The 17,314-nt window shown below is 65.3% G+C and carries 9 protein-coding genes; all 9 read right to left on the reverse strand.

The genetic code is table 11. From position 1 onward, the window contains the following. Positions 1-486: 486 nt before the first annotated feature. Positions 487-1,428, reverse strand: a complete 942-nt coding sequence (locus ACG873_RS11575; RefSeq protein ID WP_394891864.1) for an alpha/beta fold hydrolase — start codon at positions 1,426-1,428, stop codon at positions 487-489. Between the two features lie 111 nt (positions 1,429-1,539). After that, positions 1,540-2,991 (reverse strand): PAS domain S-box protein, encoded by a 1,452-nt coding sequence (locus ACG873_RS11580; RefSeq protein ID WP_394891866.1) that lies wholly within the window; start codon positions 2,989-2,991, stop codon positions 1,540-1,542. A gap of 276 nt (positions 2,992-3,267) precedes the next feature. After that, positions 3,268-7,866: a translocation/assembly module TamB domain-containing protein gene (locus tag ACG873_RS11585; RefSeq protein ID WP_394891868.1), complete on the reverse strand. Its 4,599-nt coding sequence runs from the start codon at positions 7,864-7,866 to the stop codon at positions 3,268-3,270. Further along, positions 7,863-9,845, reverse strand: a complete 1,983-nt coding sequence (locus ACG873_RS11590; protein ID WP_394891870.1) for an autotransporter assembly complex protein TamA — start codon at positions 9,843-9,845, stop codon at positions 7,863-7,865. Before ACG873_RS11590 ends, ACG873_RS11585 begins: the two co-directional genes overlap by 4 nt. Before the next feature lie 98 nt (positions 9,846-9,943). After that, entirely contained in the window at positions 9,944-12,271 is a 2,328-nt protein-coding gene (locus tag ACG873_RS11595) for a membrane-bound PQQ-dependent dehydrogenase, glucose/quinate/shikimate family (protein WP_394891871.1), read from the reverse strand. Between the two features lie 483 nt (positions 12,272-12,754). After that, complete coding sequence (locus ACG873_RS11600) at positions 12,755-13,744, reverse strand: SDR family oxidoreductase (protein ID WP_394891873.1); 990 nt, start codon at positions 13,742-13,744, stop codon at positions 12,755-12,757. A gap of 291 nt (positions 13,745-14,035) precedes the next feature. Next, on the reverse strand, positions 14,036-15,547 hold the full coding sequence (locus ACG873_RS11605) for an aldehyde dehydrogenase family protein (protein ID WP_394891875.1): 1,512 nt from the start codon (positions 15,545-15,547) through the stop codon (positions 14,036-14,038). A 134-nt stretch (positions 15,548-15,681) separates the two neighbouring features. Next, positions 15,682-16,734, reverse strand: coding sequence for an aldo/keto reductase (locus ACG873_RS11610; protein ID WP_394891877.1), 1,053 nt, complete (start codon positions 16,732-16,734; stop codon positions 15,682-15,684). A gap of 120 nt (positions 16,735-16,854) precedes the next feature. After that, entirely contained in the window at positions 16,855-17,304 is a 450-nt protein-coding gene (locus ACG873_RS11615) for a hypothetical protein (protein ID WP_394891879.1), read from the reverse strand. Positions 17,305-17,314: the final 10 nt, after the last annotated feature.

A 17,314-nucleotide genomic window follows, 5' to 3' on the forward strand; every position in this document is an offset into this window, starting at 1 on the left:
GTGGCCGTCCCGGCCGAAAACTTTCGGCGTCGGGCGGCCCGGGCAAAGCCCGGAGCTTTCGCCCCGGCACCGGATGATGATTCTCTGGTGAGAGATCGCCACTCTATCTGGTGCCGAAGCGTCGCTGCAAACGCTAAATATAGTGTTAACAGCCTAATTAATCCAGTGCCGCACAAATGTCCCACGCAACAAAAATGCCGCGAAAATCCCATGCGTCAACCCGCCGACTGAACGGGCTGGTCCGCCAAAACGCAGGGGAAATCCGGGAAAAAGACCGGTGCTGTCACTCGCCGGCCGCGCCCTCAACAGGAGCGCTGATCCATAAAAGGCGACTCGTTTCCGTCCGTCAAGGATTCGTTTCTGTAACTTTTATGACCCCAACATCTTGTGTGCCGGCTATGTGGATATCGGGGATAGGAGACGCCAAAAAAGACGCGGCGCCGGGCAAGCCGGGCGCCGCGTCCTGATCCGGCGTCGATGGACTGGCTACTTCTCCGCCTCGACCTGCTGGGCCCAGCTCTTGACCGCCGTCTCGCCGTTCAGGAACGGAAGCACGGTCCCGGCCAGTTCGGGCGCAAAGAACATATCGTAATGGGTGCGGTTCGGGATGATCGCCAGCCGGTTCTGCGGCAGGTTCTCACGCATCCAGCCGGCATCCTTCAATCCGCCGCCGAGCAGCTGGTAGAATTTTATCACATGCTCGGGCCGGTACATGTCGCTGTCGCCGAACACCAGCATGACCGGCATCTTCAGCTTTTCGACGTCGGCAGACCAGTCGTAGGGCTTGCGCATCAGATTGCCCATCTGATCGAGCAGCTTCGGAAATTCATCGGGCTTCGGGGCGACGGCGACGTAGGACTGGTACATCGGCGTCTCCTTCATCATGTCGGCCATTGCCGCGCCGACCTGGACCTGCTGCGCCTTGATCTCGGGATAGAAGCCCTCGTCGGAGTAGCCGGCTGAAACGATCGCCAGCCGGCGGACCCTGTCGGGATGCTGGACCGCAAGGCGGAAAGCGGCCCCGCCACCGAACGAATAACCGAGCGCGTCGATCTTTTCGTAGCCGAGTTCGCTCAGCACCACCGCCAGATCGTCGCCGATGTCGACCAGGTCAATGTCTCGCCCGCCAAGGGCAGTGCGTCCATGGCCATGGAGATCGACCGCTATCACCTGCCGATGCTCGGAAAGCGCGGGCAGCATCGGCCCGAACATGTTGATGGAGCCCAGCCCGCCATGGAGCAGCAGCAGCGGCTCGCCCTCGCCGTGGATCTCGTAATAATAATCGACGCCATTGGCGGCGATACGGCCGCTCTTGACCGGCTCCGACGCGGCTTCGGCTTTCGTCGCCTCTTCCGCGCGGAGGATGGACGGCGCGGCGAGCAGGGCTGCCGCGGAGGCAAAAAGGGCAATCAGCGTGGACTTGATCATGTCGGTCTCCTCGGATTTGCAGGCCGGCTCGATCGTGGCTGCCTGTCTACATCCCAAGGACGAGCGGAATCAGCTCATTCCGACATGGATGGAGAAGAAAGTTTTGGAGCGTCAGACCTTCGCGAGCGCTTCGGCGGCCAGTTCCGGAACACGATCGTCCGCGTCGCCCGTCGCCTCGAGATAGGTCATCGGGGTTCGCAGCGTCCACAAAATGCCGTTGGGGAGACGGGTGAGCGCACCTTTGCCGCCAAGTGCCGCCGGCGTCACCTTTTCCAGCACGATCCTGCCAAATCCATGTTCCGAAACCTCGGGGACCGCAGGGCCGTCAACCTCGGTCCAGAGGAGGCAGAAGTTTTTCTTTCCGTCCGTGCCGGCTTCGATTTTCCATTCGACGGTAATACGCCCGCCCGGCGCGGAAAGGACGCCGTATTTGGACGAATTCGTCGCAAGTTCGTGGAATGCGATGCCGAGATACTGGACGGCGTTCGGCTGCAGCACGATCGATGGGCCCGACATCGTGATGCAGTCCTCGTTGCCGAACGGCTTCACTTGCGCCAGGAGCAGTTCGAACACGGTCGCGCCGCGCCATTCGGCCAGCACCAGAAGATCGTGCGAGCGGGCCAGCGCCATGATGCGATCCCGCACCTGATTCTCGAATTCGAACGAATCGCGGGAGCGCTTGCTGGTTTCCCGGATCATCGAGAGAATCACCGCATACTGGTTCTTCACCCGGTGGTTGACCTCGCGCATGAGCATCAGGATGCGGTGCTGGCTTTCCTTCCGCTCGGTGATGTCGCGCGCGATCTTGGAGGCGCCGACCACCCGTCCGGCATGATCCTTGACCGGCGAGACCGAGAGCGAGATGTGAACCAGGGATCCATCCTTGCGGACCCGGACGGTTTCATAATGGTCGACGCGGTCGCCCTTGCGGATGCGCTCGATTATGCTCGGCTCCTCATTGCACCGGTCCTCCGGGATCAGCATGGTGATACGGCGGCCGATCGCTTCCTGCTCCGTATAGCCGAAGAGCCGTTCGGCTCCCTTGTTCCAGCTCGCGATGACGCCGTCGAGATCCTTGCTGATGATGGCGTCCTCGGACGATTCGACGATCGCGGAAAGCCGCATCTCGATTTCTTCCCGCTGCTTCTGGCCGCTGATATCGACCAGCATGTTCAGCGCGCCTGTCATCTTCCCGTCTGCGTCGCGCAGTAGCGTGGGAAAGGGCAGGAAGGGAACGCGCGTCCCATCCGGCCGTTCGGCTATGGCCGAGCCACCCCTGACGTCGCGCCCTTCCCGCAACGACACCGCCATGGGGCAATCCTCGTGCTTCATCGGCCTGCCGTCCGGCCAGAAAAGCTTCCAGGAGCCGCACCATTCGTCCTTGCCGAGTTGCGGACGATGGCCCCACAGAGCTGCCGCGGCCTCATTGTAGAAAGTGATCTTTCCCGATGCGTCAGTGATGTAGACTGCCGCCGGCAATGCCTGCAGCACGTCATAGCCGTGAGGCTCCGGTATTTGCAGCGCCCCACGCGCGGCGACCGTGTCGGGTTGCAGGATGTTCAAAAAAATCCCCGTGAGCCGCGGCCATGGCGTAGGCAAGGCACTCGAAAAGTGGGGTGGATGGTCAGCAATTGGGTCCCCGATCAGCCCGGATTCCCAAACCGCATAGAAGACAAGTTCGGGCATCCGACGCGGCCTTTGAACGCGGCGAGCGGAGGATGGTTCCTTAGCCGGAGGGATTTTTTTCAGGGGCCGATAAATATTGGCGGCGTGATCTCGCCCGAACAGCCGATAGCTTTTCGATAGCCTGCCGTCGTTCGGAATGGGCCCGCAGCCAGTCTAGTAGTCCTTCTCGTAGAATATGCCGACGCCGGAATCGCCGCCGGCCCCGACGGAGCCGCGCGCCTTCAGATTGTCGGTGATGTCGAGGTTGATGGTGGCGCGTGTCGATCCGCGGGCGCCCGCTTCGACGCCGAGATAGATGTTGTCCTGAATGTAGCGACCCGCTCGCAAGGCGGGGTTGCCCTGGCTGTCGGTGACGATGTCGATATCGTCCAGGCCCGTGGCGGAACGCAGGCTGCCGAGCAGCGATGTGTTGCCGCCGCCGGCGAGTTCGGCGGCCGCAGCGGCAAGCTGCGCGATCTGGAAAGGCGACAATTCATTGATGCCGCGGTTGAAGATCAGCCGCGCCAGCACCTCGTCCTCGGGCAATTGCGGCTCCGAGGAAAAACTGATGTCGGGATCGGAGACACGGCCGCTGACCGTGACGAACACGGTGATGTCGTTGCCGCTAGAGCGCGCCACGAAGTTGATGAACGGATCGAGGTCGCCGACCAGCGTCACTGTGCCTTCGTCGAAGGTGATGCGCTGGCCGAGAATGGAAAGCCGGCCCCGGATCAGGTTGAAGCCGCCGACCGGCTGGATGTCGGTCGCCGGACCGGTCAGGCGCACCGTGCCGCCGAGTTCGGCGTCAAGCCCGCGCCCGCGCACGAAAATGCGGGTGGGCGCGCTGACAGCGATGTTCAGCCTGACCACACTCGGGCGCGCGGTGGGCGTCGGCGTGCCGTCGCCTGCCCTCGCCCGGCGCAGCGTCACAGCCACCGGTTTCGGTGGGTCGATGTGGGTGACGTCAATGGCAGCCGCTCCGCCGCCCAGGCTTTCCGGCACGGTGATCTCGGCGCGCTCGACCGCGATGTCGCCCGCAACGAGCGGATCGCGGGTCAGCGGACCGGTCAGCGCCAGGCTGCCGCTCAACGTCGCCACGACGAGGCTGCCGTCGGCATAACGCGCCTGGTTGAGATTGATCCTGATGTCGGCGGGGAAGCCGGCTTGCGCATTGGTGGAGACCGAACCCGAAGCCGTGATCGTGCCGCCGGCAGCGATCGCCGCCGACGCGTTGCGGATGGTCACCCGGTCGCCGTCGATCGCCGCCGACACCGCGATATTGCGCAGCCGGATGTTGGTTTGCGGGTCGATGAATTGCGCGCCCGAGGTCGAGACCGTGCCGCGGATGGCGGGCTGGCGCAGGCTTCCGGAAATGGTCGCGGCAAGCGACACCGTGCCCGAGGCCTGGGCGCCGCGCTCCGCCAGGAAGCGGTTGGCGAGCGACAGCGGCGCCTGGCCGTCGACGGAAACCGAGACGCCAGTTCCCGAAAGCGGCAGCCGCCCATTGGCGGTGAGCGAAAGCCCCTGCGGGCCGCTCACGCGCGCGGAGGACAGCGTCACCACATCGTTGGCGAAGCTGCCGGACGCGGTCGCTTCGAGCGGTGACAGTCCGGCGGCGTCGAGCGCGGAGGCGCGCAACCCGGCGCCGCGCAATTCGAACGATGCCGCGGGCCGGGCGAGCGGCCCCGTCACGCGTGCCGTACCCGACAGGCTGCCGCCGAGATTGCGGCCGGGAGCGGCGACGTTGAGAACAGCCAGCGGGAAGGCGTTGAGCGCAACGTCGAGCGCCAGCGCTCCTCCGGCCAGCGGCACGCCGCCCCTGACGGTGGCGCGAAGCCCTTCCGGGCTGGTGATCGCGGCATCGACATTGAGCCTTTCGGCGGTCGATGTGCCCGTAGCGTCCAGGCTGACCGTGCGCAGCCCGGCTTCGCGCAGCGCGGCGGCCGCGATCGACCTGCCCTGCACATTGAACCGGATGTCCGGTCTGGCGCGCGTGCCGCCAATCGTTGCCGTGCCGTCGATGGTGCCTCCCAGCGCCAGGTCGGGACGGATCGTGTTGGCGATCGCCAGCGGCAATGCGGCGATCGTGACGGAAAGATCGAGGCTTTGCGAGATCGTGCCTCGCGCGCTGACGCGCCCGCCTCCGACGTCGAAGGCGAGATTGCCGACGGTAATATCCTGTCCCCTGACCTCGAGCACAGCCGGCTCGACAAGCCGTGCCGCAAGCCCGCCTTGCGCCAGTTCGACTGTCTGGAGGCCGAGCCGCCAGCCGCCATCGACGGGCGACAGCGCGCCCGACGCCGCCGCGGTGGTGCCATTGTCGAGCGTCGCGTCGCCGGAGAAATTGGTGGTCGCGCCGCTGCTTTCGGCGGTAGCGGAAAGTCGCGCCACGTCTATGCCGGCCGCGGTGACGTCGGTTGCCTGCAGCGAGCCGTTGGCGACCGGCACGTTGAAGAGGTCGGCGATGCTCGCCTGAAGATCGGCCCGGCCGAGCCTGACCGTATCGGCGACGAGATTTTCGGCGTTCGCCTTTATCGTGGCGTTCTGCCGATCCTGGTCGGGCGTGAGTGTAACATCGGCGTTTACCGCGCCGGTCGCCTGCACCAGCAGCAGCGCGGCAGCAGTCGAAATATCGGCGGAGGCGAGTTTCAGCGCGCCATCGAACAGGCCCGCAGGGTTCTGGGTGACGTCGCCGGTAATCCGCGTGCCGCCGGCGGAAAAATCCAGCGCGCTCAGCCGGCGGCCGCTTTCGTTCAGCGCAACGCCGCTCGAAAGCTGCACGCGGGTTCCGTCGAGGAAAGCGTTGCCGGTCACCTGGCCGTCGACATCGCCTTCCCGCAGCGTGCCTTCGAAGCCGAGCACCGCCTCGCGCAAAGCCTTGCCGACCAGCGAGCCTTCGGCCACCTCAGCCCCGAAGGTGAGGCCGATCAGCCCGTCGGAGCCTGATGCGCGGCCCCTGGCCGTCAGGCGGCCGGTGGCGTCCTCGGACACAAGCGCCAGATCGGTCAGAGCCAGGTCGAAGTCGAAATCGGCCGCACCCGTGGCGAAACTGCCGTCCGCAGTCATCGAAACCTGATCGTTGAAGATGCGCAGCCCGTCGGCGACGAGCCCGGTTTCGCCGCGCGCGACGCGGCCAGTAATGCGCGTCTCACCCTGCAGCAGATTGTCGGCAGCGGGGCTGTCGATCGTCAGTCCGGTGGCGACGCCGTCCACGGTCAGGTCGAAACCGCCGGTGACCGGCTCCACGCTGCCGGAGGCGTCGAGATCGAGCCCGCCCGACACATCGCGTCCGGCAAGCTGCGAGAACGGCGCAATGCTCGTCGCTTCGACGCCAATGTTGCCGCGAAACGCCAGTTCGGCGATGTCGCCGGAGAGCGACACATTGAGGCCGTTGCCGGAAAGCAGCGCCCTGGCGAGTTTTACGGGGCCGCCTGCCCGCCAGTCGCCTTCGATGTCGAGGTTGAGCGTCTCGCCGAGCGCTTCGGCGATGTCTGCCCGCGTCGCGGTGATGCCGGTAACGTCGCCGTCGACTGCGAAAGTGATCCGGCGGTCCGCCGGCTGGCTGATGTTCTCGGCCACTCCGTTCGCTGTCAGCGCGATGTTTTGCGCGGCAAAGGTGTCGGTGGCCAGGTCGGCGACGGTCAGCGATCCGGTCCAGTTCTCGCTCGCGCCCTCGCCGAACGAGATCGTCAACGCGGCGCGATCGACCGTGGTCTGGCCGCCGGGAACGGGCAGAACGACGCGCTCGGCGGTTTGATTGTCGACCGAGGCATCGAGTGTCAGCCTCTGCAGGAAATTGTCGGTGGTGGTTTCGGCCGCCGCCGTAAGGCTCAGCGCGCCGCTGACCAGATCCAGGCTCTCGAGCGCGAGCCCGCCGCCGGTCTTGAACACGCCGTCGGCCACAAGCGTCGTCTCGGCACCGAAGAATTCGCGGAAGCGCGGCGGGATCAATCGCGCGATCGGCCCTTCGACATTGGCGGCGAAACCCAGCCCGCCCGATTGCTGGCGCAGCCTCGTCGTGCCGGTCAGAACGCGTTGGGCGTCCGCGTCGAGCGTCAGCGCGAGGTCGAGTTCCTCCAGCGGCCCCTCCCCCGCCAAAGTCAGCGCCATCGGCGGCCGGCCCTCGATGTTGAGCACATTGGCGACGATGCCGTTTGCAGGCTCGGTCAGGGAAAGGTCGAGGTCGAGCACCTGGGTGTCGTTGCGATAGACTGCGGTCAGCCCGAGTTGTCCGCCCGGTCCGTCCAGGCGTGTGATGTCAAGCGCGGTGTCGAGCGAGCCGCCGGCAAGCTGGAGCCGGCCGGTGACCGCCAGTTGCGAGGCGAGCCCGAAGACGTCCGCGCCGAATGTGACGCGCGGGACTTCGAGAGCGCCCAAAGTGACGGAAAGCGGCAGGTCCGGCACGCGGAAGGATCCCGCCTCGGGCGGGGGCAGGCCTTCTTCCGGCACGGGCCGGCGCAGCACGTCGATGCTGTCTGCCGCAAGCGTCTGGATGTTGAGGCGTCCGAGCAGCAGCGCCGAGCGGGTCCAGACGATGCGCGCATTGGCGATCCGCAGCCATATGCCCTGGCGGTCGGCGATGGTGATCTCGCTGATCGTCGCGTTTGACGACAGCACGCCCTGGATGCCTCTGATCCTGATTTGGCGGTTGGGCGTCGAAAGCTGATCCTCGACGAAGCCGATGAAATAGGAACGGTCTTCCTGCTCCGTGTCCTGCGCGAAAACCGGCAGCGCGAAGAGAAAGAATGCGATGGTCAGGATGATGCGGGTCAAAACGCTTGTCCTATTCCAACGTAGAAGGCCAGATCCGGGTCGTCCGGGCCAGGATCGAGCGGCATTGCGAGATCGAGCCTGATCGGGCCGAGCCCGGTGATATAGCGCAGGCCGGCGCCGACGCCGATCTTGAGATCCTCGGAAAACTCCGGAAACGAATCGGCATCGACATAACCGGCGTCGGCGAAAGCGACGACGCCGATGGTATCGGTGACGCGAGCGCGCAGTTCGGCCGAACCTTCGATCAGCGAGCGCCCGCCGGATACATCTCCATCCGGAGACGGAATGCCGATGCTGCGATAGGCATAACCGCGCACGGAACCGCCACCACCGGCGAAGAACAGCTTGTCCGGCGCGGTTTCTTCGACGGGCGGGCCGACGACCGAGCCGAGCTTCAGGCGTCCTGCGGCAACGATGCGGTTGTCTTCGCCGAAACCGTAATAGGCGCGCCCCTCGACTGTGGCGCGGAGCGCCGCGTTGCCGTATTCGAACTCGTAGAATGGGTCGGCCATCACTTCGAGGTAATAACCTTCGGTGGCGTTGGTCGCATTGTCGCGCCGGTCGAGTGTCAGGCCGCCGAGGAACCCTGCCATGGTGAAGGTGCGTTCTCCGAAATCGTCGTCGAATTTTGCATGCTCGCCATAGCCGAACAGGCTGGCCGAGAGGTGTTCGGAAAACAGGTGCTTGAACCCCGCCTGCGCGGTGACGGCGGTGCGCGTATAGGGATCCAGCACCTCGCGGTCGCCGATCAGCGAGGCGATGAAATCGGTGTCGGGCGTGTAGACGCCCGGCTTGGTGAAGGTTGCGGCAAGGCGATAGGTGAAGTCGGCTGGATCGAAACCGCCGCCCTCGCCTGCATCGTTGCCGATGCCGGCCACCCTGGCGTCGAAGCGCAGGCTTTCGGCCCGGCCGAACAGGTTGCGGTGCAGCCAGAAGGCTTCGAAACCTGCCCCGTCGAGCGTGGAATAACTTGCGCCGACGCCGAACCGTCTCGGCAATCTTTCCTGCACGATGACGCTGATCGGCAGCAGGCCGTCGTCGCGGATAGCGTCCGCCTCCTCTATGCGCTGGGCGCGAAACACGTCGAGCTTGGCGAGCCGCGTATTGGCCCGCTTGATATCGTCGGGATCGTATTCCTGGCCGAGCGGAAGATCGGTCATGTAGGCGACGAAAGCCGGGTCCATGCGCTCGGTGCCCTGGACCGATACCGGTCCGTAGGCAGCCCTGCGCCCGGGATCGACTTCGAGCGTCGCATCGACCAGATTGACGGCGTGCGCCGCTTCCACACGGCGTTCGACGGTTTTCGCCTTGGCGTGCCCCTGCTGCCGCCATGCCTCGATCGACAGGTTTTCGGCCTGCAGGATGACGCCGGAGAGCGCGACCTTGCCCGGCGAGAAGCCCCGCCTTTCCGGCGCCTCGACCTCGTCGTCCGGATCGACGGGCGGCGGCGCGCGATTGACGATGCTGGTCTGGCCGAAATGGAAAAGCGGTCCGGGATCGATTGCTACCCGTACTGCGGCGGGATCGGGCAATTCGGTGTCGGGCGGCAGATCGGCGGCTTCGCGCCCATCGACCAGGATGCTGATCGAACCGCCATAGCGGCCCAGCGCATAGAGTGCGGCGAGGATGCGGCGATAATCGCCGCGCGCCTTGGCCAGGAGACCGGCGGCGCCGGATGCCGGCTTCTCGCGATCCTGCCACAAAGTGGAAGCGCCCTTGAGCGCGGCTTCGACGTCGTCGTCTTCGGCAACTGGCGAGACGGCGAAATCAACCGAATAGCGCTGCGGCTCGCCGATTACGTCCTCGGCCTCGTCGGTCTTCGGCTCGAAAATCTTTATGCCAAACAGTTCGAACGCCGAAGCGGGTTCGGCAATCGCCACGGCGACAACGCAAACTGCCGCGATTGCCCGCAGGCGACTAGAACACAAACCCAGCACAGGCGTCCTCGATGCAGTCCCCACCGCCTCGCGCGGAACCATAACGGTATCGGCGCGGCTGCGCACCCATAAATATTGGCAAGGCAAAGCACTAGCGGCAGGCGTGACCAATCCGCATCAGCCGTATCGGTGCGAAAAGCTCAGCTCGCGGGCAGAGCATAGGCGATTATGGCGTCGCCGGCAGCAGTGCCGGTAGAGCCGTGGCCGCCGGCGACGACAACGACATACTGCCGGCCATCGGAGCCCTGAAAGGTCATCGGCGTCGCCTGGCCGCCGGCCGGCAGCCGCTCCCGCCACAGTTCCCGACCGTCGCTCACGTCGAAAGCGCGGACAAAGTAGTCGAGTGTGCCGCTGTGGAAACCGACGCCGCCCGCGGTGACGATCGGACCGCCGATGCCCGGAACGCCCATCTCGAAGGGCAGCGGCAATGGCGAAAGATCGCGCACGGTGCCGTTGCGGTGCTGCCAGATCACCTCGCCGGTGTTGAGGTCGGCGGCGGCGACGTAGCCCCATGGCGGCGCTTGGCACGGCAGGCCGATCGGCGACCAGAAGGGCCTCATCATTGCGGCGAACGGCGCGCCGAAATTCTCGTTGAAGCCGGGTTCGCTTTCCGAGACGTAGCTGGTGGTGTCGTCGGCTCGCGGGATCAGCTTGACGATGAAGGCCAGGTAGACCGGAGTGGCGAAGACGATCTGCCGGACCGGATCGACAGCCACGCCTCCCCAATTGAAAGTGCCGAAATTGCCGGGATAGACGATCGAACCTCTCGTCGAAGGCGGCGTGTAGCGGCCTTCATAGTTGAGGCTGCGGAAGCGGATACGGCAGTAGAGCTGGTCGACCGGCGTCGCGCCCCACATGTCCTTCTCGCGCAGGGGCTCGGGCTTGAAGCTGAGCGCCGATGTCGGCTGCGTCGGCGCGGTGAAGTCGCCTTCCACCGCACCCTGAGGCGCCGGTTCCTCGGTCACCGGCAGCAGCGGCTCGCCCGTGCGGCGGTCGAGCACGTAGATGTCGCCCTGTTTCGTGGCCTGGACCAGCGCCGGAACCGTCTCGCCATCCCTCGCGAGATCGACGAGTTGCGGCTGCGACGGCGTGTCCATGTCCCAAAGGTCGTGGTGCACGGCCTGGAATACCCAGCGGACCTGTCCGGTCCGCAGATCGAGCGCCGTTACCGAGGATGAGAACCGTTCGGTCTCGGGGGTCCGGTCGCCGCCATACTGGTCCGGTGGGGCGTTGCCCATCGGGGCATAGACCATGTCTAGCTGCTCGTCGACGCTGAGCAGCGACCAGGCATTGGGCGAGTTGCCCACATACGGCAGGCCGGCCGCGATCGGCGCTGTCTCGTCGGGATTGCCGCTGTCGAAATTCCAGACCAACGCGCCCGTGGCGACGTCGAAGGCGCGGATGACGCCGGAAGGCTCGGTGGTCGAGACGTTGTCGTTGACGGCCCCGCCGACGATGACGAGACCGCCGGCAACGACCGGCGGCGACGTCGAATAATACGAGCCGGGATAGAAGTTGGGCATGTTCAGGGCAAGGTTGACGGCGCCGTTGTCGCCGAAACCGGTACAGACGCTCCCCGTCTTCGCGTCGAGCGCGATCAGCCTTGCATCGGCCGTCGGCAGGAGGACGCGGCTGGCGCAAACGGAGCCGGCAGCTGCGCCTTCGACCGCAACATACGACAGACCGCGGCAGGTCTGGTGCTGGCGCTGCTTGTTGACGCCGACCTGCGGATCGTAGCGCCACACCTCGCTGCCGGTCAGCGGATCGAGCGCGATCGCGATCTGGTGCGGCGTGCAGACGTAGAGCAGGCCGTCGACCAGCGTCGGCGTGACTTCGTAGGTCGTCTCCTCGGGATCGTCTTCGACGCGCACGTCGCCCGTGTGATATTCCCACACCTTCTGCAAGCCCGCCACGTTGGCGGGCGTGATCGCGGTCAGCGGCGAATAATGGCTGCCGCCAGGCGTGCGGCCGTAGGCGTGCCACTCGGCCGGCACCACGGTCGCCTCGCTCGGCGGCAGGGTCGCAGCCTCCGCCTCGGGGACAGTGCCCGCGATCTGGTGCACGTCGATCGTCATGGAATAGACGGCGACGGCAACGGAGGCGAGGATCGCCGCAACGAGCGCGAGAGCCGATACGCCCCAGGCCTTGCCGCTCCGCCTTGCGAGAGGGCGCCTGACCCAGGGCGTGAGCATCAGCAGCCCCAGCACAATGAGAAGGCCGCCGCGCGGCGCAAGCTGCCACCAGTCGAAACCGACCTCGTAGATCGCCCAGCCGAGCGATCCGGCAATGACGAGGGCATAGACCAGAAGGCCTGTCGGCCTGCCAAGAAGGAGGAGCAGCCCCGCGACGAGCAGGCCGGCGGCGGCCATCACATAATATGGGGAACCGCCGAGGGCCAGGAGCCAGACCCCTCCAAAGCCGACGACGAGCCCGAGCAGCACAAGTATGACCGCCATAACGGTTTTCATGCGGGAAACCCCTGCTTTACGGCCAAACTTCCACAACGAGAGATTGTTCCGGCCGGGCACCGCGGAGCGATTCTCCCTTCTCCCGCCGCCCGCTGTCAGCATCTGTCAGGAATGTTTTCCCAAGCTTTGTCCACACCCTCGCCTGATGCCCGCATACTCCATCCCGGCAGCTTGCTGGTGGGAACGGGTGTGCACGACCGGCATCCAGGCAAGTGTGGCGCCGGAGATGATCCCCGCATGGTCGTGCGGGGCGCTCCGGCCCCGGGTCGAACCTGTGCGCCCGCGCCTTGTCCCAGAATACCGGGACAGGGCATGGGCCGGGAGCGGCAAGGGGAGAAAACGCCGGCGGCGCATGGCAGCGCGTCACTAAATTAAATTGATTAGGCGTCGCTGCCATGCGCCGCTTCCCACACCCCGGCTTCGAGAAGAAGCGCGGGAACGTATCCGCGCGCCCGCGACTAACTATCCAACAGGCAGAGTGTGTCAGTAGCCGCCGATGATCGGCAAAATCTCCCCGGTGATGTAGCTGGAGCAATGCGAGGAGGCGAGGAATACGTAGGCTGGCGCGATCTCCTCGGGTTGGGCCGGGCGCTTCATCGGCGTGTCTGCGCCGAATTTCGACACGTCCTCGGCTTCCTTTTCGGAAGGATTGAGCGGCGTCCACACCGGCCCGGGCGCGATCGCGTTGACGCGAATGCCTCGTGGCACCAGTTGCGCCGCCAGCGCCCGCGAAAACGCGTGGATGCCGCCCTTGGTCATCGAGTAGTCGAGCAGTTGCTTGCTGCCCGTTATGCCGACGACCGAACCCGTGTTGATAATGGCGGAGCCTGGCTTCATGTGCTCCACCGCGGCCTGAGCCATGTGGAAGTAGCTGTAGAGATTGGTCTTCACCGTCGTGTCGAAATGTTCGGGCGTCAGGTCCTCGAACTTCGCCGCATGGACCTGGAAGGCGGCGTTGTTGACCAGAATGTCGAGGCCGCCGAGTTCATTAACCGTCTGCCTGACTGCCGCCCGGCAGGCTTCCCGGGTCGAGATGTCGCCGGGGATCAGGATGCAGCGTTTGCCTTCGGCCTCGACTGCCTTTTTGGTGGCCTTGGCGTCTTCATGCTCGTCGAGATAGCTGATCGCGACGCTGGCGCCCTCGCGGGCGAACAGGACCGCCACCGAACGGCCAATGCCGCTGTCGCCGCCGGTGATCAGGGCGACTTTGCCGTCGAGCTTGCGCGAGCCGATGTAGTATGGCGCATCGTACATCGGCGCGGGATCAAGCCGCGCTTCAGAGCCCGGTTTGAGCTGATGCTGCTTGGGAAAGGGCGGCTCGGGATAACGCCGCGCGCCGGCCTGCATGGCGCCCTGCGACTCTCCACCGGAACGCTTCTTCGCCTCGTCGGCGGCGTCGATGCCGCCCTGGATTTCGCGCTGCTTTTCGGAGGCTTCCGCCGCCTTTGGCGGCGTCTTGGGGTTTTTGTCCATGGTTCCGCTCGCTGTGTGGGGTCAGTGTGCGTGCCTAACGCCCGAGCGGCGAAACTGTTCTCCGGAAAGAACGCAAAAGGCCCGACGCGTGGAAGCGCGCCGGGCCTGGGCATCAGGATAGGGGACGGTTGCTGAGATTCAGGTCAGGCCGAGTCGGAATCGAAGAGGGCGCGCAGCGACCAAAATGGTGGGTTTCGAGAACCGGAGCGCAGCGGACGTTCGGTCCGTGAGCACCGGAAGCGCAGAAAGCCGCCATTTGCAGGCCGGCATCACCTGAATCTCAGTAACCCGTCAATCGATGTCGAAGGAAACGCCTTGGGCGAGCGGCAGCGCCTTGGAATAGTTCACCGTGTTGGTGGCGCGGCGCATATAGGCTTTCCAAGCATCGGAACCGGATTCTCGGCCGCCGCCGGTTTCCTTCTCGCCGCCGAAAGCGCCGCCGATCTCGGCGCCCGAAGTGCCGATATTGACGTTGGCGATGCCGCAGTCCGAACCATCGGCGCTCAGGAAGCGTTCGGCCTCGCGCATGTCGAGCGTGAAGATCGACGAGGAAAGTCCTGCGCCGACTGCATTATGCTTGGCCAGCACCTCGTCGAAATCGGAATATTTCATCACGTAGAGGATCGGTGCGAAGGTCTCTTCCGTGACGGGGCCGGTCTGGTCCGGCATTTCGACAAGCGCCGGCCGGACATAGAAGGCCGCGGCATCGCCGGTGTCGATCCGGCTTCCGCCAGTGACTTTGCCGCCCTCGGCCCGGGCGCGTTCGATCGCCTTTTCCATGCCGCGGAAGGCAGCTTCGTCGATCAGCGGCCCAACCAGCGCGTTCGAGGTCAGCGGATTGCCGACCGACACGCTTTCGTAGGCCTTCTTCAGCCGCTGGACGAGCGCGTCGTAGATGCTCTCATGCACGAAAAGCCGGCGCAGCGTCGTGCAGCGCTGGCCGGCCGTGCCCATGGCGCCGAAGGCGATGGCGCGCAGCGCCATGTCGAGATCGGCCGAGGGGCAGACGATGCCGGCATTGTTGCCGCCGAGTTCGAGGATGGCGCGGGCGAAGCGCTTGGCCAGGCGCGGGCCGACATCGCGGCCCATGCGGGTCGAGCCCGTGGCAGAAACGAGCTGCACCTTCGGATGGTCGACCAGCACTTCGCCGGCGGCACGGTCGCCGATCAGAAGTTGGGCCAGGCCTTCCGGCGCATCGCCGAACCGCGCCATTGCGCGCTTCAGTATGGCGTCGCAGGCAAGTGCCGTCAGCGGCGTCTTCTCCGAGGGTTTCCAGACAACGGCATTGCCGCAGACCAGCGCAAGCGCCGAATTCCACGACCAGACGGCCACGGGGAAGTTGAACGCCGAAATCACGCCGACCACGCCGAGCGGATGCCATGTCTCCATCATGCGGTGGCCGGGGCGCTCGGTGGCGATCGTCAGACCGTAGAGCTGGCGCGAAAGGCCGACCGCGAAATCGCAGATGTCGATCATCTCCTGAACCTCGCCCAGGCCTTCGGACGGGATTTTGCCGGCCTCGATCGAGACCAGCCGGCCAAGCTCGGCCTTGTGGGCGCGCAATTCCTCGCCGAGCAGCCGCACCAGTTCGCCGCGACGCGGCGCCGGCACCAGCCGCCAAACGCGGAAGGCCGCATCGGCCTGTTCGATGATGCGGGCCGCCTCGGCAGGCGAAACCGACCGGACATCGGCGATCTTCTCGCCGGTGATCGGGCTTTTGGCTGGAAGGTCGCCGCCGGTGAAGCTCTCCTTCGAAACGCCGAGGCTGGTCAGCAGTTCGGCGGTCTCTTGTGCGATTGTCATCGTGAAATCTCTTCTTGCTGTCGCGATTTGGCTCGCGCGGGCTGGAATTCGCCCGCCGCGAGCGTCAGATGGCGCTTGTTAGTTCATTTGCGCGCCGCCGTGAACTCACCAGCGCGCGCAATCCGTCGCGCCAATCAGGGGCACGGATTGCCGGTGCGTTGGTGGATCGCGTCGACTGCCTGCTGCATCTCGCCGGTCCAGTGCACTTCCGCCGCATCGAGCGCCATGTTGAGCTGCGGGATGCTGGTCGCGCCGATGATATTCGAGGTCACGAAAGGCCGGCTGGTTACGAAAGCGTTGGCGAACAGCGCCGGCTCCAAGCCGAAGCTGCGGGCGAGTTCATTGTATTCGAGCTGTACTTCCGCCGCGTTGGGCGTCTCGTAGCGCTGGCCGCGGTTGAAAAGCTGCGAACGCGACCCCTCAGGCCGCGCGCCATGGTCGTATTTGCCGGTGAGATAGCCCTGCGCCAGCGGCGAATAGGGAAGCAGCGACACCTCCTCGCGGCCGCAGACCTCGGCCAGATTGACCTCGAAGGTGCGGTTGACGAGGTTGTAGGCGTTCTGCAGGCTCGCGACGCGTGGCCCCACGCCCCTGTCGCTTTCCGCGACGAACCGCATGACGCCCCACGAGCTTTCGTTGGACAGGCCGAAATGGCGGATTTTTCCCGCCGTCACCAATTCGGCGAATACAGCCAGCGTTTCGGCAACAGGCGTTTCGTCCTCGTCGCGCGGCGCCGGCCAGTTGCCGACCCGTGTCGGGTTCGATCCCCACGGGATCTGCCGCTCCGGGAAATGGATCTGGTAAAGGTCGATATAATCGGTCTGGAGCCTGGCGAGCGATTTTTCTACCGCGTCGAATATGTCGGTCCGCACCAGCTTCGACGGGCGGCCGCCGCGAAACCAATCATTGGCCGTGCGCCCGACCACCTTGGAAGCGACGATCACGTCCGCCCGGTTGCGGCGCGCTTTCATCCAGTTGCCGATAAAGGTTTCGGTCCGCCCCTGCGTCTCGGGTTTGGGCGGGATGGGGTAAAGCTCGGCGGTATCGAGGAAATTGACGCCGCGCTCGAAGGCGAGGTCCATCTGGGCGTGGCCTTCGGCCTCGGTGTTCTGCTGGCCCCAGGTCATCGTTCCGAGGCAAATTTTGGAAACATGAAGATCGGTGCGTCCAATACGGCGCTGTTGCATGGTTTGAAATCTCCGGCGGGAAAATGGTTTGGGCGGCAAAGCGCGGGTGAGGTCCGCATCATAACCACCACCTCGCAACCCGCCAAGGGCCGGCGATGCAACAGTTCTTCGTCCGGCGGATCAGCGCTTGGCTGCGGCTCGCCTTTTGGCGTCGTCGATCAGCATGTTGGCGACCTGCATGCGCACCATGGCGCGCTGGCGCAGATGCGGCGCGACGCGGTCGGGATGGTTCTTGAAGGCGAAGCTGCGGCGCAAACGGCTGAAATCGGCAGCCGCCTTGGCCGCGTCGAGGCCAAGCTCGACGGCGATGGCGGCAGGCTCGATCGACGGCAGGCTTTCGGCCGGCGCCGCGACTTCCGCCAGAAGCGGCTCGGCAGCGGCGAGAAGCGCCGCCAGTTCCGTCTCGAACTCCTGGTTCGTCCGGCGATATTCGGCGGCCGCTTCGTCGCTGGAAACCTTGATCCGGCCTGAATGCAGTTCGTCCGCGACCGACAGATAGTCGAACGGGATCGACGGCGGGCGCGCGGCCTCTTCGGCAGGCGGCTTGGCGACGAAGAGATCGTCCAGCACCGAGGCGAAA

This window comes from Allomesorhizobium aridi, assembly GCF_043769475.1.
Lineage (GTDB): Bacteria > Pseudomonadota > Alphaproteobacteria > Rhizobiales > Rhizobiaceae > Allomesorhizobium.